The organism is Paenibacillus sp. FSL H3-0321, assembly GCF_038002865.1.
GTDB lineage: Bacteria > Bacillota > Bacilli > Paenibacillales > Paenibacillaceae > Paenibacillus_AQ.
Genome location: NZ_JBBODH010000001.1, coordinates 370,220 through 392,814, shown reverse-complemented (window position 1 = coordinate 392,814; position 22,595 = coordinate 370,220). Strand labels below are relative to the sequence as shown.

Annotated in this window: 19 protein-coding genes; 2 read left to right on the top strand and 17 right to left on the bottom strand. The window is 47.3% G+C overall.

What is annotated here, in order from left to right; genetic code table 11:
• Positions 1–3 precede the first annotated feature (3 nt).
• Both MHI45_RS01625 and MHI45_RS01620 read right to left on the bottom strand, forming a co-directional pair.
• Entirely contained in the window at positions 4–4,473 is a 4,470-nt protein-coding gene (locus tag MHI45_RS01625; RefSeq protein ID WP_076110864.1) for a non-ribosomal peptide synthetase, read from the bottom strand.
• A gap of 1 nt (position 4,474) precedes the next feature.
• The gene (locus MHI45_RS01620; protein WP_076110865.1) at positions 4,475–7,147 is read right to left on the bottom strand and encodes a type I polyketide synthase; all 2,673 of its coding nucleotides are present in this window, start codon (positions 7,145–7,147) and stop codon (positions 4,475–4,477) included.
• A 397-nt stretch (positions 7,148–7,544) separates the two neighbouring features.
• Here MHI45_RS01620 and MHI45_RS01615 point away from each other — a divergent pair, with 397 nt between their 5' ends.
• Positions 7,545–8,228, top strand: a complete 684-nt coding sequence (locus tag MHI45_RS01615) for a 4'-phosphopantetheinyl transferase family protein (protein ID WP_076110866.1) — start codon at positions 7,545–7,547, stop codon at positions 8,226–8,228.
• A 356-nt stretch (positions 8,229–8,584) separates the two neighbouring features.
• Positions 8,585–8,860 carry an RNA polymerase sigma factor gene (locus tag MHI45_RS01610; RefSeq protein WP_076110867.1) on the top strand — a complete coding sequence of 92 codons (276 nt, stop codon included), beginning with the start codon at positions 8,585–8,587 and terminating at the stop codon, positions 8,858–8,860.
• Here the strand turns inward: MHI45_RS01610 and MHI45_RS01605 are convergent.
• The 15 genes from MHI45_RS01605 to MHI45_RS01535 all read right to left on the bottom strand — a co-directional run bounded on the left by MHI45_RS01605 (position 8,835) and on the right by MHI45_RS01535 (position 22,583).
• Entirely contained in the window at positions 8,835–9,269 is a 435-nt protein-coding gene (locus tag MHI45_RS01605) for a hypothetical protein (RefSeq protein ID WP_256718112.1), read from the bottom strand. The genes MHI45_RS01610 and MHI45_RS01605 overlap by 26 nt on opposite strands.
• Position 9,270: 1 nt before the next feature.
• Entirely contained in the window at positions 9,271–10,371 is a 1,101-nt protein-coding gene (locus tag MHI45_RS01600; protein ID WP_076110868.1) for a GerAB/ArcD/ProY family transporter, read from the bottom strand.
• Positions 10,368–11,564, bottom strand: coding sequence for a Ger(x)C family spore germination protein (locus MHI45_RS01595; RefSeq protein ID WP_083675641.1), 1,197 nt, complete (start codon positions 11,562–11,564; stop codon positions 10,368–10,370). Before MHI45_RS01595 ends, MHI45_RS01600 begins: the two co-directional genes overlap by 4 nt.
• A 38-nt stretch (positions 11,565–11,602) precedes the next feature.
• On the bottom strand, positions 11,603–13,078 hold the full coding sequence (locus MHI45_RS01590) for a spore germination protein (protein ID WP_076110869.1): 1,476 nt from the start codon (positions 13,076–13,078) through the stop codon (positions 11,603–11,605).
• 224 nt (positions 13,079–13,302) lie between these two features.
• Positions 13,303–14,022, bottom strand: coding sequence for a hypothetical protein (locus MHI45_RS01585; protein WP_076110870.1), 720 nt, complete (start codon positions 14,020–14,022; stop codon positions 13,303–13,305).
• A 284-nt stretch (positions 14,023–14,306) separates the two neighbouring features.
• Complete coding sequence (locus tag MHI45_RS01580; protein ID WP_076110871.1) at positions 14,307–15,116, bottom strand: AAA family ATPase; 810 nt, start codon at positions 15,114–15,116, stop codon at positions 14,307–14,309.
• Positions 15,117–15,658: 542 nt separating this feature from the next.
• A complete protein-coding gene (locus MHI45_RS01575) occupies positions 15,659–15,889 on the bottom strand; it encodes a cysteine-rich KTR domain-containing protein (protein WP_445667516.1) in 231 nt (76 codons plus the stop codon).
• 17 nt (positions 15,890–15,906) lie between these two features.
• The gene (locus tag MHI45_RS01570) at positions 15,907–16,677 is read right to left on the bottom strand and encodes an ABC transporter permease (RefSeq protein ID WP_076110872.1); all 771 of its coding nucleotides are present in this window, start codon (positions 16,675–16,677) and stop codon (positions 15,907–15,909) included.
• Positions 16,678–17,439, bottom strand: coding sequence for an ABC transporter ATP-binding protein (locus MHI45_RS01565; RefSeq protein WP_076110873.1), 762 nt, complete (start codon positions 17,437–17,439; stop codon positions 16,678–16,680).
• On the bottom strand, positions 17,436–17,789 hold the full coding sequence (locus tag MHI45_RS01560) for a DUF1048 domain-containing protein (RefSeq protein WP_076110874.1): 354 nt from the start codon (positions 17,787–17,789) through the stop codon (positions 17,436–17,438). Before MHI45_RS01560 ends, MHI45_RS01565 begins: the two co-directional genes overlap by 4 nt.
• Positions 17,790–17,791: 2 nt before the next feature.
• Positions 17,792–18,163 (bottom strand): DUF1048 domain-containing protein, encoded by a 372-nt coding sequence (locus MHI45_RS01555; protein ID WP_076110875.1) that lies wholly within the window; start codon positions 18,161–18,163, stop codon positions 17,792–17,794.
• A 5-nt stretch (positions 18,164–18,168) separates the two neighbouring features.
• On the bottom strand, positions 18,169–18,471 hold the full coding sequence (locus tag MHI45_RS01550) for a PadR family transcriptional regulator (protein ID WP_269322569.1): 303 nt from the start codon (positions 18,469–18,471) through the stop codon (positions 18,169–18,171).
• Positions 18,472–18,976: 505 nt separating this feature from the next.
• Complete coding sequence (locus MHI45_RS01545) at positions 18,977–20,560, bottom strand: alkaline phosphatase family protein (RefSeq protein ID WP_076110876.1); 1,584 nt, start codon at positions 20,558–20,560, stop codon at positions 18,977–18,979.
• Positions 20,561–20,843: 283 nt separating this feature from the next.
• Entirely contained in the window at positions 20,844–21,032 is a 189-nt protein-coding gene (locus tag MHI45_RS01540; RefSeq protein ID WP_076110877.1) for a hypothetical protein, read from the bottom strand.
• A gap of 129 nt (positions 21,033–21,161) precedes the next feature.
• Positions 21,162–22,583, bottom strand: a complete 1,422-nt coding sequence (locus tag MHI45_RS01535) for a flotillin family protein (RefSeq protein WP_076110878.1) — start codon at positions 22,581–22,583, stop codon at positions 21,162–21,164.
• Positions 22,584–22,595: the final 12 nt, after the last annotated feature.

Below are 22,595 nucleotides of genomic sequence, written 5' to 3'. Positions count from 1 at the left end.
CTGTTACTTGAATAACGAATCCAATTCCTCCTGCGTCATATCCACCGCATCAAAATCGGCGGGTGTCCAGTTTGGCTCCCTCTGAACCGGCGGTAGAGTGAGAAGTTCCACAAAGAGGGCTTCATACCGCTCCATCCACTGCTCCATGACCTTGTCCGGCATACTGGAGGGATAACGTAACTCCAGATACAGTCTGCGCTTCAGAATATAAGCGTTGATCTCCAGTACGAATGGTGTTGCATTGTCTTCGGCCATATCCGGTCCTGTTGGCTCATTCAGAACACGCAACAGCCCGTTCCCGTATTCCTCCTGAAATTCCCCGAGATAATTGAACAAAATCCGGGGAACAGCCGCTGTAATCTGCCCCAATCCATAAGCTAAAATGCCATATCCCAGACCTTTACGGGGCACCGCCCTGAACTGTTGGAGGATGTTATCCCTCCTCTCGATTACACCTGTACCTGCCTCAACCGTAATTCTGACCGGATACAGACTGGTGAACCAGCCAGTGGTACGCGAGAGATCAATTTCAGGGAACAAGGGCTCCCGGCCATGTCCTTCCAGCCAAATGACCTGCGTCTGCCAGTCCCAGGTATCATGAAGTGCCAGGGCAAGTGCAGTCTGCAGCAGCTCATGGGGCTGCAGACCGTTAATCTGCTGGCACTGTACAAGCAATAGCTCCGTTTCAGTAGGGCCGAACGTCAGCGTACGAAGCGTCGTGCGTCCACTACCCGGTTGCCCTAAACAAAGCCAATGATCATCTGGGAGGTTGTAATTTCCGCTCCAATATTCCCGCTCCCGCTGGACCAGGGGTTCAGCGCGTTCGCTCAGCGCCAGCGCCCAGCGCTTGAACGATGATGTTTTGGGCAGACACTGGCGTTCTCCCTGAAGCAATCGTCCCAAATCCTCCATAATAATCCGCCATGAGACACCGTCTATGCAGACATGGTGAGCCGCCAGCAGCAGACGATTAGCACGTCCCGGCTCCATAATCAGACAGGCGCGGAATGGGAAATGATCCTGCTCAGTAAGGCGTATGCCTGCCTTCAGTGCGGAGGTATATGACAGGAACTCTTGAGCGCGTTGTTTAGGATCAAATCCGCTCAAATCAAGTACATTTAGCTTGAACTCACGAACAGAAAGGTCGTTGTTATAGGATAGCTGCCGCTGCACAGAGTCATAATGTAAGCGCAAGGAGTCATGTAGCCGGACCAACTGCCTTAAACTGTCTTCAAGGGTATGCGTGGCAACATCTTCTCTGATCTCCAGCAGCATCGATTGCAGATAGTAGTCTTCATCCTCAAGCTCCCGGGAGAAAAACCACGACAGGATCGGTGTCAACGGGACGATTCCCTCCGGCGGACCCTGCGGCTGAACCTCCTTATCTTCCGAGAGATGCAGCAGCATTTCGCTAATGAGGGGATGATCCAGAATATCTGCCGCGCTGAGTTGAAGTCCTTGGTTTTTAAGCAGGCTTGAAATCTGAATCGCTTTGATGGAATCCCCGCCCAGATTAAAAAAACGGTCCTCCAGGCTGATTTCCCTACGCTCCAGAACGGTCCGTAGTGCGGATAAAAGCCGTTCAGTTTGAGTCCCCCCTTCGTACTCCTGGACCTCTGCAGGGGCGGCATTTAAATCTCGTGCAAGCTGCCTCCGATTGGTCTTCCCATTAGCAGTAAGCGGAATCTCTGTCCTAAAAATGATGCGTCCCGGAACCATGTATCCAGGCAGGATGCCTGCCAGACGGCTGCGGATATCCAACGCTGTAGAGCCTCCGACAATACAGGCGACCAGCTCCATGCCGGGACCTTCACCCTCCGTCAAGACAACTGCATTACGGATGCCCTCCATCTCCAGCAGGAAATGTTCAATCTCTTCCGTCTCGATTCGGTAGCCTCTAACCTTAAGCTGGGTATCGCAGCGGCCGATATATTCCATCACTCCGCCTTCACCCCACCGGACCAGATCCCCCGTACGATACATCCGGTTGCCCTTGTTCACTGAATCCGGCAAGAATCGTTCCGCCGTCAGCTCGGGTTGATGGACGTATCCAGCCGCAACACCGGGGCCGGAGATGTAGAGTTCTCCCCTCGCGCCTGGAGGCAGCGGCCGCAAATCCCTATCCAATATATATAGCTTCGCATTTGCAGCAGGTACTCCTATGGGAACCGCCACTCCCTTGTCTTTTATGGGATCATAACGGTAAATCATACAGCCTACGGTCGCTTCCGTTGGCCCGTATTCGTTATAAATAGCCAGATTGGGCCCGAAGGCTTGCTGAACGGCTGCTGCAAGGCTGGTCTTGAGACTCTCCCCGCCCACAATCAGTGTGCGCAAGGCAGCATCCGGCCTCCGTTCTTCCCCCATAAGCGCAAGATGGGAAGGGGTAAGCTTGATTACTGTAGCTCTGTTCTCGCTCAGAATCCGGCTCAAGGTATAGTCCTCGCCGCTGGAGGGGTATATCCTCAACTGGGTGCCGCTGACCAGCGGTACGAACAAAGATGTCAGCGTCAGATCAAAGGCGATTGAGGAATAAAAGGCGAACACTTCGTGTTCCGAGGTCAAGTATTCTTCTGCTGCCCAAGTGATATAGTTGGCCAGGTTAGAATGAAGAACTTTAACCCCTTTGGGCGCTCCTGTAGATCCCGAGGTATATAGGATGTAAGCCGTTTTTTCAGGCCTCGACCTCTGCTGTTCCCCCGCAGACAACGGCCTATGCCGGAGCAGATGCCGGGGATTGCGCGTTGGAATAGGCCAGCCGAATGCCGGTTCCTCTGGCAGATCGGTCAACAGGCAGATTGCTCCCGAGTCTCGGAGTATATATTCCGCTCTGGCGGCCGGAACTCCGGGGTCCAGCGGGAGAAAAGCCGCACCGCACTGAAGAATCGCTAGAATTGCAATGACCAGTTCGGGAGAATGATGCATCCGTACGCCTATAACGCCTGACACTTGCGGAAATTCTGCGGTCAGGGCTGCCGCAAGGCAATTGACCTGCTGCGCCAATTCTGCAAAGGTCAGCTTCTCATCTGCACAGCTCACGGCAATCCGATTCGGATGGAGCCGAACCTGATCTGCGTATAGATCCATAACCGTCTTTTCAAGTGGATAGTTATGGATTGAATGCTGGTTGTAATGAATCAAAGTTTGTTCCAATTGTCTTTCGGTAGACAGCGTCAGTTCCTTCAATGGGAGGTCTGGAGTATGCACCATCTGGTTCAACACATGCAGGAGACATTCCACCAGCGACTCTGCCTCTTCCTTGCCAATTATCTGAGTCTGGTAGTCCAGAGTGAACAATAACGTGCCATCCTCGGACCAGTCCTTGATCATCAACTGTACGGGATAAGCCTGCTCGCCGGAGTAGAACTCCTCATTGCTAATCATCATGTTGTCCACGGTTGTCAATAGGTGGGTATTATAATAATTCACAGCGGCCTGGTATAAGCTGCCATGCCCTTTTTTTCGCAACTGAAGATGTTTTGCAAGGAGATCGAACGGATACTTGTGATTGGCGAGATTACGTGAATATTCACGGCGTACCCGCTGTAAAAATGTCCGTATGGACAGGCCTTCCTTAAGATGCAGCGACAGAGGCAGATTGCCTGTGAACATGCCAACTGTTGCCTTGGTGTGTGCAGAGCGGTTGGACACGGGTATGGAAAGGATTAGATCTTCTCTCTGGTAATACCTGCCTAGTACCAACCCGAATGCGGCAGATAAAAATAGGGGCAATGACACATTAAGCTCTGGCAGAATACGGGTAACCTGCTCTGTGGTCTGCTTGTCGAGCAGGCGGGTATAGCGGCTGCCGGCCGGAGTAGTGGCAGTTTTGTCGAACAGCGGTTCGGGAAGAACGTCAAATTTGTTCTCCCAGAATTGTTTGTTGCTCTGACAGCGCTGAGAGCTCAGGTATTGACTTTCGAGATCAAGATAAGTCAAATAGGAGGGTTCGGACACGGCACGGTCAGAGATGTCTTCCCTGCCCAGCGATTCATAATGTCCGAGAATTTGTCTGGTCAGCAGGTCCATTGACCAGCCGTCGCAGATGATATGATGGGCTTTCAGGAGAAAACCATTATCCTGCTCCCCCACCTTGAAGGTAGCGATGTGGTATAAAGGAGAATCGAAAAGTTCAAATCGTTTTGCCGCCTCTGCCTTCACCCACCTCTCATAAGCCGTTTGGGGATTGGCATATGAGCTGAAGTCGTAGCGGGGCAACGGCTGTAGCGAAGTAGTATCCGCTACATATTGTTGCGGTTCACCGTCTTGTGCCCGCAAACGCAGGCGCAGGCCGTCATGAGACTGAATCACATTCTGGATCGAAGTTTCCAAACGGGGGAAGTCGAGCGTTCCGTGAATACGGACACAGCCACCAATATGATGTACGGCTGTCTGGGGATGAAGGCATTCGGTATACCAAATTCTCTTTTGGGGATGGCTTAAACGATGCAATGCCTTATTCACAAGATCCATGTCAGTGTCCGCCTTTCGCAGATATAGAATTCAATCTCCAGGATTCAATGGATTCGGCTAATCGGGCTATCGTCTGCTGCTCCAAAAAAACTTCAAGTTTAAGCGTCACGCAAAACTGTTCACATATATGTGCATGCAAGGAAGCTGCCAGCAGCGAGTTGCCTCCCAGTTCATAATAATTGTCGTTGATTCCGATCGGGGCCACCCCCAGATACAGCTCCCAAGCTGCAACCAGGTCACGTTCAACCTCTGTTCTTGGTGCGATGTATCCATCCAACTGCTCTGGCCGCAAGTTGACGGGTTCCGAAATGGGCTGAAGCGGCCCGGTAGTATCAAGTGCAGAATCATCACGCTCCACCCAGCAGCGTGTTCTTTCAAAAGGATAGACAGGCAATTCAATGCGGCGGCGGCGTTCCCCTTGATAATAAGCCTTCCAATTGACAGGGCAGCCTTCCATCCAGACTTTGCCGAGAAGAAGGTAAACGCTCTTCCATTCTGTTGTTCCATGACGTTCCGAAGGTTCACCGAGATTCATATCAAGCACCAGCCGATCTATTTCATTCTTGCTGCTGGTCTGTAATGAGGCTCCGTCTTCCAGGGCATCCGTCAGATACGCTGTCCAAAAATCGCTGCTTCTCCACTCCGTAGGAGTCATCGGGTCCCTTCCCGGCGATGCTGCAAGTGGAACCTTCATCGCCCCCGTTTTCAGACTCGAGACATGTTGCCGGTACCTTCGGACAAAAGTACCCCGCGCCTCACCCGAAGTTGCGAGAGCGGCTGTAAAGGAGCTGCCAAGATACATAGCATCCGCATGAGTCAGGAGGCCACAGGCATAAGCGGCGGCAAATAAGCCGCTGCCCGTACCTTGGCAGCCCGAGGGATGGATTCCCCAGCTCTCCCAGAGTTTGAATAAGGAGATCTGCACGGTTAATGCGTATGTGGCTTGTTCCCGCAATGCCGAATCTCTCTTGCCGAACCATTCCTCTGCCAGTTTCTTAACCTGCACGAAGTTGTTGTAGAATACCGTTTCCTCAGTGATCCAATCCCCAAGCTCAGGAGCCTCGAAATTGGATAGGTCCGGAAAGTGGAACAAGGGCATGCCCGCAAGATCGGGGTTATCCTTCTTTCCAGTCTCCCGTTCCATCCATTCCGTCTCACCTCCGCAGCCGTATAAACAAATTGCCCGGTGCTCAAACAGCTTCCGTCCGGTTTGCAGTGTATAGGCTGCATCCGCTAACAGTTCTTCTGAAGCAGAGCTTAGAAATTGCTGCAAGGATTGCTTTTGCCTCTTGAGCGCCTCTGCACTTTTGGCGGAGAGGACGAACAATTTGCTGCGCCGTAAGGAAGGTTCCTTCGGCAACACCGGCGCTTCTTGCAGGATAACATGTGCATTGGTGCCTCCAAGCCCAAAGGAGCTGACCCCAGCCAGACGCCGCTGATTGGGGCTGCTCCACTCCAGCGGAACAGGATTCAGATAAAACGGGCTCTGGCCCGTCATTAACCTGTCATGTGGTGTATCTGAGTGAATAGCGGGTGGCAGTATCCTCTCTCGCAGGGCCATGACTGTCTTGATTAACCCAACAATACCTGCGGATGGCCCCGTATGACCGACGTTAGATTTAACCGAACCCAAAGCACAAAAAGCGTTTTTTTCAGTATGTCTGGCAAATACCTCATGCAGTGCCTCAAGCTCAATCGCATCTCCTAGAGGAGTGCCGGTACCATGAGCTTCTATGTAACAGATGTCCTCGGCGCTTACGTCTGCGTTCATCTGTGCGCGTTCTATAACCTGAATCTGGCCTTTGACTGCGGGAGCTGTATATCCGGCTTTGAGGGCTCCGTCATTATTGACGGCAGAGCCTTTAATAACAGCATGAATGGTGTCGCCATCCTCAAGGGCATCACTGTATCGTTTCAGTACGACGCAACCTGCCCCGTCGCTGTACAAGGTTCCAGTAGCCTGCTTATCAAACGCCCGGAGATGCCCATCAGCGGACAACAACCCGTTGTCTTGATAGTAATAGCCGTTAGCTTGGGGAATGCCGAGTGTTGCACCTCCACATACCATCATGTCACTGGAGTAAGTGAGCAGACTCTCGCAAGCCAGATGTACAGCAACCAGCGAGCTGGAACAAGCAGACTGAACATTCAGCACTGGTCCGGTAAGGCCTAGCTTGTAAGCAGCCATCGTCGCTGCATGGTCTTTCTCACTTGCGATCTGCATTTGGAGTTCGGAGGCTGCTCTGTTGCCGTTGAGAAGCGGCATAAGGTTGAACATTTGATAATAGTTCGCGTACACGCCCGCATACATCCCGATAAGACCGTCATAGGTTCCCGGATCATATCCCGCTGCCTCCAGCGCTTCCCAAGCCATCTCCAGAAGCAGACGATGCTGCGGGTCCATCAAGGACGCCTCTCTTATGTTGAAATTAAAGAAAGCAGCATCAAAATTCTCAATGTTCCGAATATTGGTGTTTGTGCGAATAAAGTTTGGCCTTCCCTCCGCAGAAGCAACTTCTGCTTTATCCTGCGGGGATGTGTTAGCAACCACCTCTTCTCCACCCAGGATTGCTTCCCAGAACTGTGAAACGGTATCAATGCCAGGCAGACGGATGGAGAGGCCAATAATGGCAATATCCGCCTTATTATCTTCACATTCATTCTCCAATGACATGATATCACTCCCGTAATATTGCTTTCATTCAATAATATTGTAGTATTAAAACTGATTTTGACGATGTCTTGATAATACCAACTATACTATGAAAATATTTAAATAAATACCATTCTTTAGGACTATATAACAATAAAGATAATTAATATAAATTTAAGTAAGTTAATAGAATGGCGCATATATCTGCAGCATTCGACGTCCTATTATGTCGTAAAATGCCAGCAGTTCAATAATGTGCAAATTTCGGAAAGAGCTATTAGTACCAATTTAGGTATGGAGTGAGTTCAAATAAATATGCTAGAATCGTATAGCTGTCCTGTTTAGAGAACGGACTTCATATTTCACAATATTCACAATAACGAAAACAAATTAAAATCTCCTAAGACAGGTGTTGTTTATGTCCAAAATTCTTGCTTTTAAGCTCCCGGAGCAGCTAAGTCTGGAGAGCTATGCTTATTTTACAGCACAGGTATCGGAAGCCCGGCGCGCACGTCTCGCCCGGTTTTTCCATAAGGAAGATGCATATCGTTCTTTATTTGGCGAGATACTGGTGCGGTACATCCTCTGCAGCCAGCTCGGTCAACGGAATGGCAATATTCAATTCGAGGAGAATCCATTCGGCAAACCGGGGGTGTCTGGGCTGCCTGATTTTGAGTATAATGTGTCTCATTCAGGAGATTGGGTGCTGATGATCTGGGGAATGAATGAGGGTTCACTCGGAGTAGATATTGAGCAGATACGGCCCATAGATATTCAAATAGCAGAGCGTTTTTTTTCTGTGGAGGAGCGAGAGGCGTTACAGGGCAAGTCTGCCGGGGAGCGGCAGAATTTTTTTTATGACTTGTGGACATTAAAGGAAAGCTATATCAAGGCGATTGGCACCGGGCTGTCCCGGCCGCTTGATTCATTTACGGTACAACAGCGTGAAGATGGCAGCTTTAGTCTGATCACACAAGCGGAATCAATGTACTTACAGACCTATACTATCGCCCCAGACTACAAAGCCGCCGCTTGTTCAAGCTGCTGCACACTGCCGGAAGCTGCCACTTTTATTAAGCTCAGTGAGCTCTATATGTGGTAAATGGATTTCATATTTCCATCACCTGTCCGGTCATTCGATACCTCAATTCACAATTGGTTGTACGCAGGCATGGCCGGGTATCCCGGTTGTTGAGGCGACGAGTCTACGCATCCCAGCCAAAGCACAACCTACCAGCCTGCAATTTCAACTGTACCCTGCTTCAGGACTTAATCTCCAGCTGGGCCGAGGGTTACCTTCCAGATTTCACGAAGAGACCGTGGTAAACACGGAGCAAGCCCCTTCTTTCTCACTTGAGAGATGGGCTTTTTTCGTCTACACATTCAGCTATACTTTCTGAAAAAATGTCACATTCCTACTCCATCATTCGTTGAACACATTGAAAGGGGGGAGAAGCCTTGGAGGATGAAGTACTGCACAATACTATTAACGAGGTGCTGGGCGGCAATATTGATAAGTTTGAGAGTATCCTGCTTCTCTATCAGAAGCCGATAGTTCTTTACTGTTATCATATGCTAGGGTCTTATCCAGAAGCAGAAGACAGCGCCCAGGAGGTCTTTCTCAAAGCTTACCGTTCCTTGTCCACCTACAAACCTGATGTGCCATTGTTTACCGTTATCTTAACTATCCTTCATTTTAGTATTAGATTCATTTCCGATTATTTTTCACAATGACAATGACAAGGACTAGCAAGAATGAGCCGGCGGTACACCATACAACTTTTCCCCAATCAAATATGGAACCGGCATATTCACCCTCATAATTAGCTTTAATGAATGACCCATCATTTATCTTTATCGCAATTGCCTCATTTTTGTCCACGTCTTTGATATTGTAATATTCAGTGCCCTTCGGATAGTGATTCGAAAAATTACCTGAGTATGTGCCTTCCTTGTCTGAAAATGATGTAACTTTGCCTATTATTGAACCGATTTGTTCCTTTTCCACTCGATTGTCAGAAATGATATAGGATTTACCGTCGTTTACAACAAAATTATATGCCCAATCCGCATGAATTGGCCAAATTGCAAAAAAAGTACTTGCCAGCCAGAGCGGAATCATCAAAAACAGAAATTTTCTCAAACTATCCCCCCTTTCGTCGTTTACGAACAGTGCCAACTATCCACAGCAGGAACGGGATTCCGATCAGCTCAAACGGCATTACGTAACGAACGCCCAGATAAAGCTGAATTTGGGAATCGTACAGAACAGCTTGGGGACTCTTCCATGCTATAAGATACACTGCCGGTGCAATCAACCAGATTGAATTGGTCCAACGTTTTAATCCTAACCATTGGGACATTCCATAGCATGTTATAAATAAATATAAGCTCAGTTTGATAAACACACTGAAGAACCATAAAACCGATGAAAAAATTTCGATATTCTGTATGAACTCCATAAGGGAGACGAATCGCATCAACTCAAATGTTGGAATCAGCATCTTTGCCGCTAACGCTGAACCGAAAATTGATAGAGCAGTCAAGGTCATTATAGAGGATATGATTGAAACGGCCGCGACGCCCCAAACAGCAAATTTCGTTCCCTGACGGGGGTTCTTCATGAATTTTGTCACCATCAACAGGAAAACGGTGTCTCCCAGCACCGAGGCGGGCGCTAGACTTCCTCGCATAATCGTTCTAACGCCTGATTCCGAGAAAATAGGAAGAATTTGCTCGAATTCATAATTGTTAAAGCTCAAGAAAGTGACCACAACGACAATCACCAAAATTAAGGGTCCCATCATTTGGCTGCACCGCCCAATCGCCTCGATTCCTCCAGCCCAGACCAAGCTTACTACGATTACCATCATGAGTAACATCAGCACGCTTGAAGGGGTTCGGTCAAACAAGATCATTTGGAAGAAATCCGAAAATTGGCGAAGAAGCGTTCCCGAAGTGATTATCCACACTATAAAAAAGGGAATAACTATTATTTTCCCAAGCCAGCGGCCTAAAATTTTCTCACTGAATTCGCCGAGTGTCTGCTCGGGGTACATAAGGGACAAGGCCCTGGACAGGAGAGTGATCCCGCATGCGATAACACCCCCGATTAGGAAAGAAATCCAAGCATCCTGCTTCGTCATCTGAATGACAAGCGATTGGGTCAAGAATAATGTTATTGCACTCTCCATCGAAAACGTTATCCAAAACACTTGAATGTTAGAAATTTTAGTCGTGTTCATGGTAGCGTTTCCTCCTCCTGTAAATGCAGGGCAGGTCCCGTCAGCCCTATTTGGGTTACCGTCAAATCAGCTTTCACATCGAATTCTGCCTCTGTAAAATAAAAATTCCAGTTATTTTTTAATTTCCTCCAATACGACGGACTTCTTTGGTGAAGTACCTCACCAAACCCGAAGATATCCTCATGGAAAGTCTTCTGAATTTTAAAGATGGTTTCTTTAACTCTCTTTGCTGCTTCAATTTCTAGAGCTTGCTTGACCAATTTGACATTGGCAGGATTACGAAGATCCAACCGGCCTTGGTTCTCCCTAATTAATCCTTTGCCGATCAACTTGACATGAATGACAAGCTTATCTCTTTCGTATTCTGACCAAATTTTTCGACTCATCCGGGATAGGTGTAGGCTGACTCTCCCTTGATTTTTAGGCACGAGCGTTGTTACTGTTGTGCTGTTTAGCACACCTGTAATCCAATTCACATTCAATGCTTCCATTTGGCTGATATAACCTTTTAATTTCAACTTTTCTTTATCAAAAATGGCTATGCCATTCATCCGAAAAATTTGTTGCTGTGTCACTTCCTGATTCTCGTCACCTTTCCGATCTAAAGAAATTACGGGTAATGTCGGGCTAACACCATCACTGCTAGCTGCTCTTAAGAATCTCATTAATGTCGCCTGTTTCAGGCCACTTGTATATTCGAGTTCTTTGTAAGCGCCAATCGCGGGTATCTTCTCTAAGGGGTACGAAGATTTGAGCAGTTCAAGGGCGGTACCACCTTTCACGATAAAGATATCGGACCGCAACCTGACCTTCGGATTCCGGGAATGTTCATCCAGGATGTCGGCGATCCCGTCCTTCGCGAAGTGTTCTCCTACAAAAACTACCCTGCGGTGGCTGGGAAATACTTCTCGGGAAAGACTTCCTTGTAAATCGGCTGCTGCCTGACTGACACTCTCCCCCTTTCCCGAAACAACGAAATTACCTATGCCCTTGCCAGAGGAACCTCCTTTTCCTCCGGTTTCACCCTGTTGACCCGGTATCAAAACTTGGCCACTCAAGACGATATCCCCTCTCTCGTTCCTGTCGAACCCAGAGGCGATCCAGAGGGACCGGTTGCTAAGCTCCTTCTGGTCCCAGCATGCAGTTGTGAGCGATAGAATCAGTACCAGGATAATCCCCGATTTTAGGTACATGAGCTGTCACCTTCCTTTGAAATAAAGACAGGAGCTTATCATGAAATTCGTTTACCGTTACTCCCTGTCGTGTTTTTAGGACGATAACGTAAGCTCCATCTAGGAGCGCGAAAGATGAGGTCTTTAACATAGCCTGCCGTTTCGGATGATACGGGTGTGAGGTAAGGAACACCGAATGAACGCAAGCATGACAGATGGATAAGGATCGCCGTAATGCCGATCAAGATACCGTAAATTCCTATAAATCCAGCTAGCAACAACATGGGGAAACGTAGAACACGCAAAGCAGTGCCGAGATTGTAGCGGGGTATTCCGAAGGAAGCGACCCCCGTCGTTGCCACGACGATGACCATGGGAGCTGAGATGATGCCAGCTTCTACAGCTGATTGTCCGATAACCAGTGCTCCCACAATACTAACGGCTGAACCGATTGTCTTCGGGAGCCGGACGCCCGCTTCGCGAAGTGCCTCGAACATAAATTCCATCAGGAAGGCTTCCATGACGGCAGGAAAGGGGACACCTTCTCTTGCTGCTGCGATGCTGATTAGAAGGACTGTCGGAAGAATCTGCGGATGAAAAGTAGTTAAAGCCACATAAACTGACGGAAGCAGCAGGGCAATCAGGAACATGAAGTACCTAACCCACCTTACAAGTGTTGTGAAAATGGCTCTTTCGTAATAATCTTCTGATGCTTGAAGGCCGGACCAGAATGTCATGGGAACGATAAGCACAAAAGGAGTATTTGCCGTGACAATTGCCACTTTGCCTTCCAACAATGCAGCACAAACAACATCAGGACGCTCTGTATTCTGAATTTGAGGAAAGGGTGAGTATGGAGCATCTTCGATCATTTCCTCAATATATCCCGATTCTAATATTCCGTCTATTCGGATTTCACCGATGCGTCGAGTTACTTCTTCCACGATGGAAGCTTTAGCGACCCCTTCTAAGTAGAGCATTTCTACTTTTGTTCCGGTTTTTTCTCCGAGCTGGAACGATTTGTTGACCAATTCGTGGGTGCAGAGCCGCCTACGGATCAAACTCGTATTTACTCGAAGAGACTCAGTAAAGCCATCTCTAGGACCCCTAACGACGGGTTCGGTCGAGGGCTCTTCAACATTACGCTGCTGATAGTGCTGGAAGTCCGCTATCTGGGCCTCGGATTCTCCTTCGGCAAGGAGAGCCACGTATCCTGCCAAAACGCCCTCGACAACTTCTCCAGCTTTCGTTGCCGAGGATTTATTCAGCACCGGAAGCATCAGTTGTCTAAGCGTGTGTGTAAACGGAGGCCCTTCACAGTTATCACCCGGAAGTCCTCGGTACAAAAATGGTTTAAGAATGATTTGTTCCACTAAATTAGTATCACATAATCCTTCCACGTAAATGAACAGAAGGGTTTGACCATCTGTATGCAGCTTCCGAAACATTACATCAGATGAATTATGGAGAAGCTCCCGCAGAATTGCCTCACTATCCTCAAGATCCGTTGTAAGAACCTTCTCCATCAATGTCATGAGCACCCCTCCTAAGTTCATCTTTTATTTTGCCTTTGGAAGGTTTTTTTATTCAATACTTAGAGAGTAACAAGGTTCCTGAAATATAATAAAACCCTGATATTATCAAGGTTTATCGTACGGTGTATCTTGTTGTTTAGATATTGATCAAATTCCATACTTACAAATATGGGAATGACAACATGGTATTCAGCACCATAACCGTTCAAAAGGAAAAATTGCAGCTATTTGTGTACGGTCAGTGCATTCACGTTGACCTGCTGCCATAGCTTGTGCAGACCTTCTGCAATCGGCGTTATGACTTTGCTGCTTGTGAGGTAGCGATTGTGGCATAAGGGATTCCAGCTGTCGATCAGCGTTCCGACGTTGACGTCACGGTCTTCACTAACAGCCTTGTCGTATTCAGGGTGAACGCTTTTCAGCGGATAGCCCAGAACATCGTCTTTATCATAAAAGTTGATCCATTCGCCTGGGATATCGGGATATTTGGCGGAGAAGCCCTCGCTAGGCACTTGAATTGGCTTGTCAAACGTGGTGTAGCGCAGACTATGCGAAATAACGCAGAGCGGAGCATCCGTTCCGGCTTCAGTACATAACTGGTTCAATTGCTTGCTAATCGTCCGATGAACCGCTTCATAGTTCTGGTCGCCGCCTTCCACGGGCTGGTATGCGACAGCATCCGTCAGATAGTGAATCATGAATTCTCTTAGTTCTGTATATCGCAGATTGTACGGAGCGCCTACCAGCTTCTGTTTCAATTTTTCTTCCCGATCAGCGAAGACAGAGGCCCACCACACCGGCTTGATCACTATTCGCGCCTCCGGGTTTTTCTCACCGCTGAGCCGGGAGAAGGTCTTGTGCAGATCCTTAATGAAAGCTGATGCAAAGTCCTTATGCTGCTTGCCTAATCCGTGAATAACGATGACCGCCAGTTTTTGTGTCATGTGATCTCCTCGCCTTCTTAATTTGTTATATCAAAAAAGGAGCCAACCCATAAAGTTGGCTCCTTTTAGTTTGCCTTAATGAACAGGCGTTAATTCGGCCACGAGTTGAACCGCCCGATTGGCATCAATGCGGCCAAAGCCGTAGCGATCAAGTATGCGGCCCGAGTCCGTCGGCGGCCGTTGTCTCCGATGACAAAGAGGCCGCCCGCTGCGCCGCCGGCGCCGCTTGCCGTTGTGCCCACCCCTGCTCAGATGAAAAGCTGCAATTTTCGCCTGTCCTACTCTCATTCAAACAATTGCTTATGCTTATTGAAAAATCGATAAAAAAATTGTACATTGTCTAGTTCAAACCATTCAGCTGTTTGAAGAGGCTTGGCATCCAGATTATAAATTTTTGTATGTAACGTGCCTAAAACAAAGGGAGAATGCGTGGCAATAATAAATTGACAATCAAAATATCGTGCCAGCTCATTTATTTGTTCGGCCATCCGTATTTGATTGGCAGGAGAAAGTGACGTTTCCGGTTCATCCAATAAATACAATTGCCCAGGTAGCAGATATTCCTCAAAAAACTGCATGGACGTTTCTCCATTAGAATATTTTTCTTGAGAGAATTGAATGTTCTCCAGCTTCTTCTTAAACGCATACGTAGCTTCATATTGTGATGCCTGAGCCTTGCTCATCCCATTGTTAATCTGCTCATTTATTATTCCCTCACGCAGCACGGAAGATTGCTGTATCTTCTTGATCTCATATAAAATATCCTCTGATTTCAGATATCGGCTTTCTTTTGGAAGTTGCCTGATTTCATGCTCGTGCTCATCATGCCCAAGCTGATAGCTACTCAAATCAAGGAATCTCTGAGCATAAATACTATGCCCATAGCTTGTCATTCTTTCAGCCCCCGAGATTCCTAGCTTGTTGGAAATTACATTGAGTAAACTGGATTTTCCGCTACCGTTATTGCCATACAACACAGTAATTCGATCAAACAAAAGCACCTCTCCAGCCAAGTGCTTAAATACATTATCAGGATATATGTTGGGATTTCGATCCGTATAATCAGAAAGCTTAAAGCTTCTTAAATAAATCATTGCCGCACTCCTTCTACCTGGCTTAAAAATATATATTCTATATTACCAGAAAAAAGATAATGTATTCTTAGGGTTGCAGCCGATTTCTCCCACCGTCCCACTACTAATAATCTATTCCGTTCCCCCTGCCTGTTTACATTCATCGGGAAGAGGGTCTTCTCACCACGCAGCCTGGATAGCTGATGCAGCTGCCTTCCCTGGTTCTAGAGTCAAGTCAACATTTAATTCAACAAAAAAGAGGAGTTCGCCGCTCCTCTTTGCTATTTCCGTCAACAACTCAGATTTATTTATCCTTCCTTACTAACAGTGAACAGCACCGCGGCTTGGGCGTGATGGAAATGTAGCCTGTTTCGGGATAATTCATGCCCACGGAAATCTCCCGAGCTAATACCCACTCTGTACACGAAAGTACTGATCACATCGGAGTATTCCCTCCTGCATATCATTGTCCATGGGTCACTTAATGGAAATAAATAAACGTCAATCATATAGCTTGGGAGTTATCATAAATAAAGAGCCGACAACTGTGATTTCACTCACGGTTATCGGCTCTGCGTCTTAGCGTCGGGCTCTTTGATAACTGACATATTCAGTTCCTTTACATTGATTATCGTTTCCTGTTTACACTTGGGGCAAAATAGCGGAAAGTTTTCAAGTACCGTATCATTACGTACCTTGACCCGTGTTTTGTTGGCACAGACCGGGCATAATATCCATTCGTCTTTACACACTCTACCATCCCTTTTACTTGAAGTTTTGTTAACCACTCTCATTTTAATGTCTGCAAACATTAAGCTGCTTTCCGTTTGTATACGCGCATTGCAAAAAGATATGCGACGATCAATATCCCTAAGCACCACGCGAGTGCAACCCAAATGTCATTCCCGACAGGTTGCCCCGACAGGAGCGCGCGGATGGCTTCCACTATTGAAGTTACTGGCTGGTTTTCGGCAAAAGCGCGGACAGCTGACGGCATCGTTTCGGTAGGCACAAACGCCGAACTAATAAACGGAAGGAAGATAAGCGGGTAGGAAAAGGCGCCTGCGCCGTCCACCGATTTTGCGGACAGTCCGGCAATCGCCGCGATCCATGTCAAGGCCAGCGTAAACAGCGCAAGTATACCGGCCACGGCAAGCCATGACAATACTCCTGCCGGCGAGCGGAAGCCCATAATGAGCGCTACGAGAATGATGACAGCAACCGAAATCGCATTGGACACCAATGAGGTCAGCACATGCCCCCACAGCGCGGCCGAACGCGCAATCGGCATGGAGTGGAACCTTTCGAAGATGCCGCTTTGCATATCTATAAACAGACGGTAAGCCGTATAGGCAATGCCGCTTGCAATCGCAATCAGCAGGATGCCGGGCAACAGGTAATTCACATAGTTATCCGTGCCGGTTTGAATCGCGCCGCCGAACACATAAACGAACAGCAGCAGCATCGCGATCGGAGTGATGGTGACAGTAATGATAGTATCCATGCTGCGGAAAATATGGCGCATGGAACGCCCAAGCATAACGCCCATATCGCTGAAAAAGTGTTTCTTAATCGTTTCCATTTACTTTTCCTCCTTTTTGCCGATGATTGCGAGGAATATTTCCTCCAATGTGGGTTGTTTTTCAACATACTCCACCTTTTCGGGCGGAAACAGCTTTTTCAGCTCCGCGACTGTGCCGCTCGCGATAATCCTGCCCTCATGCAGAATGGCAATTTGATCTGCAAGCTGCTCGGCTTCTTCCAAATACTGCGTGGTCAGGAATACCGTCGTGCCATTATTCGCAAGCTCTTTGACTGTCTTCCAAACCTCGTTGCGTCCTTCGGGGTCAAGCCCGGTGGTCGGCTCATCGAGAAAAATAAGCTGCGGTTTTCCCACAAGGCTCATGGCAATGTCGAGCCTGCGGCGCATACCACCCGAGTAAGTAGACACCTTGCGGTTGGCGGCTTCGGTCAGGCCGAAGCGGTTCAGTAAATCATCCGCGATCTGAATCGGATTTGTCAGGTGCCGGAGCCTGGCGATCATGATCAGGTTTTCCCGCCCGGTCAATATCTCGTCCACGGCAGCAAACTGTCCTGTCAAGCTAATCGACTGACGTACATGGTCGGGCTTTGACGCGACGTCAAAGCCGTTTACGAAGGCGGTGCCTCCATCCTGTTTAAGCAGCGTGGTGAGGGTTTTAACAATCGTCGTCTTGCCCGCGCCGTTGGAGCCGAGCAGGGCAAAAATTTCACCGCGCCGCGCCTCGAAATTCACTCCCTTTAGGACTTCCGTGGTCTTGTAGGATTTTTTTAAATCCTTTACTTGAATTGCGATGTCATTCATTTAGATTCGTCCCCCCTTCCGAGTTTGTTCATCATGTCGCGGTTTAATTTTTTGCGAAAGTTATCGGTCCACATTTTCGTGCCGCGCAGAAGCTCGTCGCAAAACCCGACAACATCTTCGCCCGTCACGTCGAGAACGTGTTTGCTGTCAGCCGCGCTCGCTTCAAACAACTCGATCAATTCGTGCTGAATTTTCAACATATCAGAGCCGTCTCCTACTGCGAAACTCCACATGTATCCATGAATTTTTTCAAATACGAACCGATAGTCTTCAGGTAGCGCTTCTACCCTTGCCATTTGCTGCTTATACTCTTTTTTATCCCCGATCATTTTTTTGATAAGCTCCAGCATAGTTATTGCTCCTCCTTATTAAATTTTTCCATAATCTCTTTGTTTAGTTTTTCCCGCACTGTTTCGGTATTGGTAACCGACGCGCGCATAAACTCATCAGAAAACTTGCCGACGTCACTGCCTATGACATCAAGAACCTGCCTGCCCTCTGCCGCACTTGCTTCAAATAAATCCACTAAGTCCTTAAACATCGTCAAGTCCGTAAATATCGTCATGTCACCGCCAAGGGGGCCAACACTAAACATATAATGTTGAATTTTGCGAAATGCAAACCGATAATCTTTCGGCAAGACGTCAACCCTCTTCATCATTTGTTTATAGGCCCGTTTTTCTTCCATGTCACCTATTATCAATTTTATGATTGAATCAAGCATTGTTACTACTCCTCCTTTAATTGGTTGATTTTCGACGCAACAAACCCCCATTTTTCCCAGAACCTCCGCAGCTCCTCACGCCCCGCATCGTTGAGCGCAAAAAACTTTCGCGGAGGACCCATGTCGGAGGGCTTTTTGGTGGTATCCACCAGCTTGCTTTTTTCAAGCCGGATCAGGATGGTGTACACCGTTCCCTCCACAACATCTGTGAAGCCGAGGGCGTTTAGCCGCCGCGTGATTTCGTAGCCATAGGTTTCTTTGCGGCTTATTATTTCAAGGACACAGCCCTCAAGCACGCCTTTGAGCATTTCCGTCAGATTTTCCAGCACAATCACCCCTTGCTATTCTGTATGACTGGTATTCAGTATTACTTACTACCACTATATAGTAACACAAAGTAGTGGTTTGTCAATAGCGGTTGTTCTGATAATGCCGCTTTATATTTATAGTTGAATCTATAACCTTGGTCCCTTAAAACAAAAAAAACCGCGTGGGGCGCGGGTTCTCAAAGGATTATGTTCTTGTCCTGTGACATCCATTGAGCTGCCGCGGCAAGCTGCTCCATGAAATAGTTTTGTTTTTACTCCATGCGTTATTTAACAAAAACTAGGGTTTTATTTGCCCCTGCCCCATTCATCCGTTACAAAAGTAACAAAGTATCCAACGTCAATTGAGATTCCGTCAACCGTTTCAAACATTTCAGCATAGTCAGCAGCAGCAGTCTTATAGTTTGAATTCTATTTTATCTTCGCCGCCCTCTTTGCTATTGCCGCCAATACATCTCCGATTTAATAAAATGGAAAGCATTAATCGCTACTTTGTTAGAAGCTTAAGCAGGAATGATTTTAAATCTATGATCCGCAAGTATTGCGGCTTTTGATCTGTTCCACTAAGGATAAGGGGAACCAGCGATTCCGCTTGTCCAAAAGAGCCGTGACCTCCACCTCCTTTGTGCGTCGGTGAGCTTATGTCTGCCAATTCATAACCTGGCTTTGCGGTGACAATCAAAAATTCTCCAGGGTGAGAATGTAAAGCTCCAGATAACCTCCTGAGCACATCAGGATACTCACCATATTGTAATGAATGATGTTGAGTATCTATTTTCAAATCTAACACCTCTACATCTTGCTCGACCGCCCATTTTTGTTGATAATCATCGATCAGTTTGCCATTGGCTTTAAATCTGAGCTTTTTGGAGGTTGCACCTTGAATTGCGTAGATCCACTCCTTTTCTTTCCATGAAATTACATCAATGCGAGGATCAGCTTTTAATAAATAGGCAATGTCTTTTAGCTTGTCCGCTTTAAGAGTATAGACATAGGCCATAGTTTCATTGACAGCGAGAATGATTTCAGTATCATCCGTTACTGACTCTTCCTGACGCAACACTTTATAGTCGTTGAAAAAGGTAGCCAAATCGATAACCGGGTTATCTTGGACAGGCAAGATTTTGGTCATCCCACTATCTCCAACAATAATAAAAACCGCCTTGTCCAAAGCTTCCTCCGGCGAACCAAAGCTTTGCAATAATGATTCGAGCTGTCTATCTACTTCCTTGACTCCTTTTAACTCTGAAGGACCCTTTTTATGAATTTTTTGATCCAAATCAGGTAGATAAACATACAAAAAATCCGGTAATTTATTTGCCTTTATTAGATATTGGGCGGTTTCAACGGAATGTTGATTGTTAAAACCGATGCGACGGGTTAAACCGTCAGGCAGTTTTTGAATGCCTTCAAGCGGATCTGACAATGAACCCAGCGTTAAAAAATCGGGGCCCTTTACAGGAATTGTTTTAGGTAATGAAGTAGGACCTTGAATCCAGAGAGGAATGGATAAAGTATGATCAACGGTGCCCCGGTATATCAAACCGTTAATACTGCCGGATTTCATCCCGCTTCGGGCCAAGTCTTCGTAAATGGTGGGCATGTTTCGGTTTAAGTGACGGTCGTTCAAGTTGACTAACGCATCAACCAATACACTGTCAGCACCAAGTTTGATGATCTCCATCGGTCCGGTACCATAATTGATAAGTTTTTTTTCCTTCGCCGAATACCATGTCAAACCAGGCACATGATGTACATCCGGATATGTTCCTGTAATCAGAGAACTGTCAATCGTCACTGACATGGTAGGAAAAGAACTGACAAGGTTTTTAAAATATTGGCCGTGTTTGATCAGAAATTGTATAGTGGGTAGTTGCTCTATGCCTTTATCAATTGCTTGAGCCATTAATGAATCGATCACCAGTAAAACGACTTTCTTTGTGTTTTCACCGTTTATGGATTTCACTCGGACTAAATCTTGTTCTTTATGTCTCAATTCCTGACTTTTGCATCCCGAAGTTACAATTAATATAAAGATCATCAGCAGAAATAGACTCTTTTTTTGTCGCATGAATGAAGATCACCAACCTATCCATAATGTGCGTATTATGTGTATGTTGTTCCATAAACAATCTTTTATACATAAGAAATTCCAGTTATATAGAATAAGAATGATTTATGATTAGACATCCATTAATGCGGAATAGTACCAAGTTTTGTCCTTTGCTCGGGACAAGAACTTGATACCTTAAAAAAACAAAAAAAGCCGCCAAGTTAGCGACTTTGAATGGTACTATGTTCTTGTCCTTCGACACGGACATTTTTACATTTCTCGGAGAAGATTTTTCTTCAGATCAATCACGTTTGTTCTCAACAGATTTCATACGGTTCTGATCGTCAGGCACCCGGTCAATACTGAATTCCTGGCCTGCTTCTAACTCACCATGGCCGCAAACACTTCGGGAGAAATTTGTGAACTGCCTTTTTTGCTCATCCATCTCGTGTTTTCGCTTAAGCAGCTCCTGCGGATCCTGATTTGTCATAATCTTAACCTCCTAGGAAATCAAAATAAGTCTCCAAACATGGAATCATGCTGTTTATTCGCACTACAGAAGTTTTCCATAATAGAGCGTTGCTTATGCAAGGAATTCAATATCCCAGCTTGTATAGAACTATTGCTCTTTATCCCGGCCGAGCAGCCCGCTGAGAGCCTCTGTCACGTTCATACCGGTAAGCGACTGCGTCAATTCAGGAATCTGGGCCATGATTTTGGCGATATCGCCGGTAATTTTGTTCACGCCGGATGATGCTCCATCCTGGGAAATCACTGTAATCTTATCGACCTTGGCCAGCGGGGAAGCGATTTTGTCAGCCAGCTCTGGCAGAACCTTCAAGAATTCCACTATAAGTGCGGCTTGCGTGAACTGTTTGTACGCTTCAGCTTTCTTCTCCAGTGCCCCCGCTTCCGCCGCTCCGGCCAGTTGAACAATTTCTGCGTTGGCTTTCCCCTTCGCCAGCTCTGCTTCCGCTGTTGCCAGTCCCCGTTTGGTCATTGTGGCCGCCTCTGCTTCCGCCTCAAGAATTTTCCGCTGCTTGGCTGCTTCCGCTCTCATGATAGTAGCCTGGTTCTCCGCCTCAGCAGGCTTAATCACCGTTGCCTCCAGCTCCTTCTGTTTCAGCTCAACTTCGATTTCCCGGACGGTCCGGTTGGCCTCCGCTTCCATCTGCGTGATCTTGACCTGTTCGGTAACCAGCGACTGCTTGATTTTGTTCTGCTGCAATTCGTACGCAAGATCCGCCTGTGCTTTTTTCACTTCAGTCTCCAGCTTAAAGTCCGCCTGCTTAATGTTCAAATCCTTCTCAAACAGAGATTCCTTGGCGCGGGCGGCGGTTCCCGCTTCAATGGTGGCCTGATGTGCATTGGCTTTGGCAATGGCGGATTCCTTCTCCGCCTCGGCTTGTTTGATCTGAATGTCGCGTTCTGCTTCCGCCTTGGCGATGCTGGCATCACGGCGGATGCGCTCAATTTCCGGAACCCCCATATTGTCGATATACCCTTTGTCGTCAGTAATTTTCTTAATGGTGAAGCTGACCACCTCAAGCCCCATCTTGTCGAGGTCTTCCGAGCAGGTCTCCCGCATCTTGCTGTTGATTTCGTCAGGTGTCTTTAGAATGGATTCCACCGTTAATTGTCCGATCAAGCCGCGCAGATGGCCTTCCACCGAATGCAGGATAATCGTCTCACGGTCTTCTTCCGGCCTGTCGATAAACTGCTCACTGGCAGTCAGAATAGCGGTAGGATCGCTTTTAATCTTAATCTGGGCTACCGCCTCCAGGTTGAGCTTGATGCCCTGCCGGGAGAACATCGCCTGCGCCGGGATGACATCGAAGCTCATCAGCATCATGGAGATGGTCTTATTGTTCTGGAAGCCGGGAATGACGAACGTCCCGCCGCCCTGAACCACTCTTTTTCCGCCGAGGCCGAATACAATCATCGCCTGATTGGGTGGAACCTTTTTATAAGCGTTCACGATACTGAACAAAGCCAGCAGGATAACAACAACAATTGCCGAGATTAAATAAAGAATAACCATTCGGTTCGACAC

What these genes read in the sequence shown, in the direction of transcription:
- MHI45_RS01625 (WP_076110864.1), bottom strand. Translation starts at nt 4,473, where the DNA reads ATGGATCTTGTGAATAAGGCATTGCATCGTTTAAGCCATCCCCAAAAG.
- MHI45_RS01620 (WP_076110865.1), bottom strand. Translation starts at nt 7,147, where the DNA reads ATGTCATTGGAGAATGAATGTGAAGATAATAAGGCGGATATTGCCATT.
- MHI45_RS01615 (WP_076110866.1), top strand. Translation starts at nt 7,545, where the DNA reads ATGTCCAAAATTCTTGCTTTTAAGCTCCCGGAGCAGCTAAGTCTGGAG.
- MHI45_RS01600 (WP_076110868.1), bottom strand. Translation starts at nt 10,371, where the DNA reads ATGAACACGACTAAAATTTCTAACATTCAAGTGTTTTGGATAACGTTT.
- MHI45_RS01595 (WP_083675641.1), bottom strand. Translation starts at nt 11,564, where the DNA reads ATGTACCTAAAATCGGGGATTATCCTGGTACTGATTCTATCGCTCACA.
- MHI45_RS01590 (WP_076110869.1), bottom strand. Translation starts at nt 13,078, where the DNA reads ATGACATTGATGGAGAAGGTTCTTACAACGGATCTTGAGGATAGTGAG.
- MHI45_RS01585 (WP_076110870.1), bottom strand. Translation starts at nt 14,022, where the DNA reads ATGACACAAAAACTGGCGGTCATCGTTATTCACGGATTAGGCAAGCAG.
- MHI45_RS01580 (WP_076110871.1), bottom strand. Translation starts at nt 15,116, where the DNA reads ATGATTTATTTAAGAAGCTTTAAGCTTTCTGATTATACGGATCGAAAT.
- MHI45_RS01575 (WP_445667516.1), bottom strand. Translation starts at nt 15,889, where the DNA reads ATGAGAGTGGTTAACAAAACTTCAAGTAAAAGGGATGGTAGAGTGTGT.
- MHI45_RS01570 (WP_076110872.1), bottom strand. Translation starts at nt 16,677, where the DNA reads ATGGAAACGATTAAGAAACACTTTTTCAGCGATATGGGCGTTATGCTT.
- MHI45_RS01565 (WP_076110873.1), bottom strand. Translation starts at nt 17,439, where the DNA reads ATGAATGACATCGCAATTCAAGTAAAGGATTTAAAAAAATCCTACAAG.
- MHI45_RS01560 (WP_076110874.1), bottom strand. Translation starts at nt 17,789, where the DNA reads ATGCTGGAGCTTATCAAAAAAATGATCGGGGATAAAAAAGAGTATAAG.
- MHI45_RS01555 (WP_076110875.1), bottom strand. Translation starts at nt 18,163, where the DNA reads ATGCTTGATTCAATCATAAAATTGATAATAGGTGACATGGAAGAAAAA.
- MHI45_RS01550 (WP_269322569.1), bottom strand. Translation starts at nt 18,471, where the DNA reads ATGCTCAAAGGCGTGCTTGAGGGCTGTGTCCTTGAAATAATAAGCCGC.
- MHI45_RS01545 (WP_076110876.1), bottom strand. Translation starts at nt 20,560, where the DNA reads ATGCGACAAAAAAAGAGTCTATTTCTGCTGATGATCTTTATATTAATT.
- MHI45_RS01540 (WP_076110877.1), bottom strand. Translation starts at nt 21,032, where the DNA reads ATGACAAATCAGGATCCGCAGGAGCTGCTTAAGCGAAAACACGAGATG.
- MHI45_RS01535 (WP_076110878.1), bottom strand. Translation starts at nt 22,583, where the DNA reads ATGGTTATTCTTTATTTAATCTCGGCAATTGTTGTTGTTATCCTGCTG.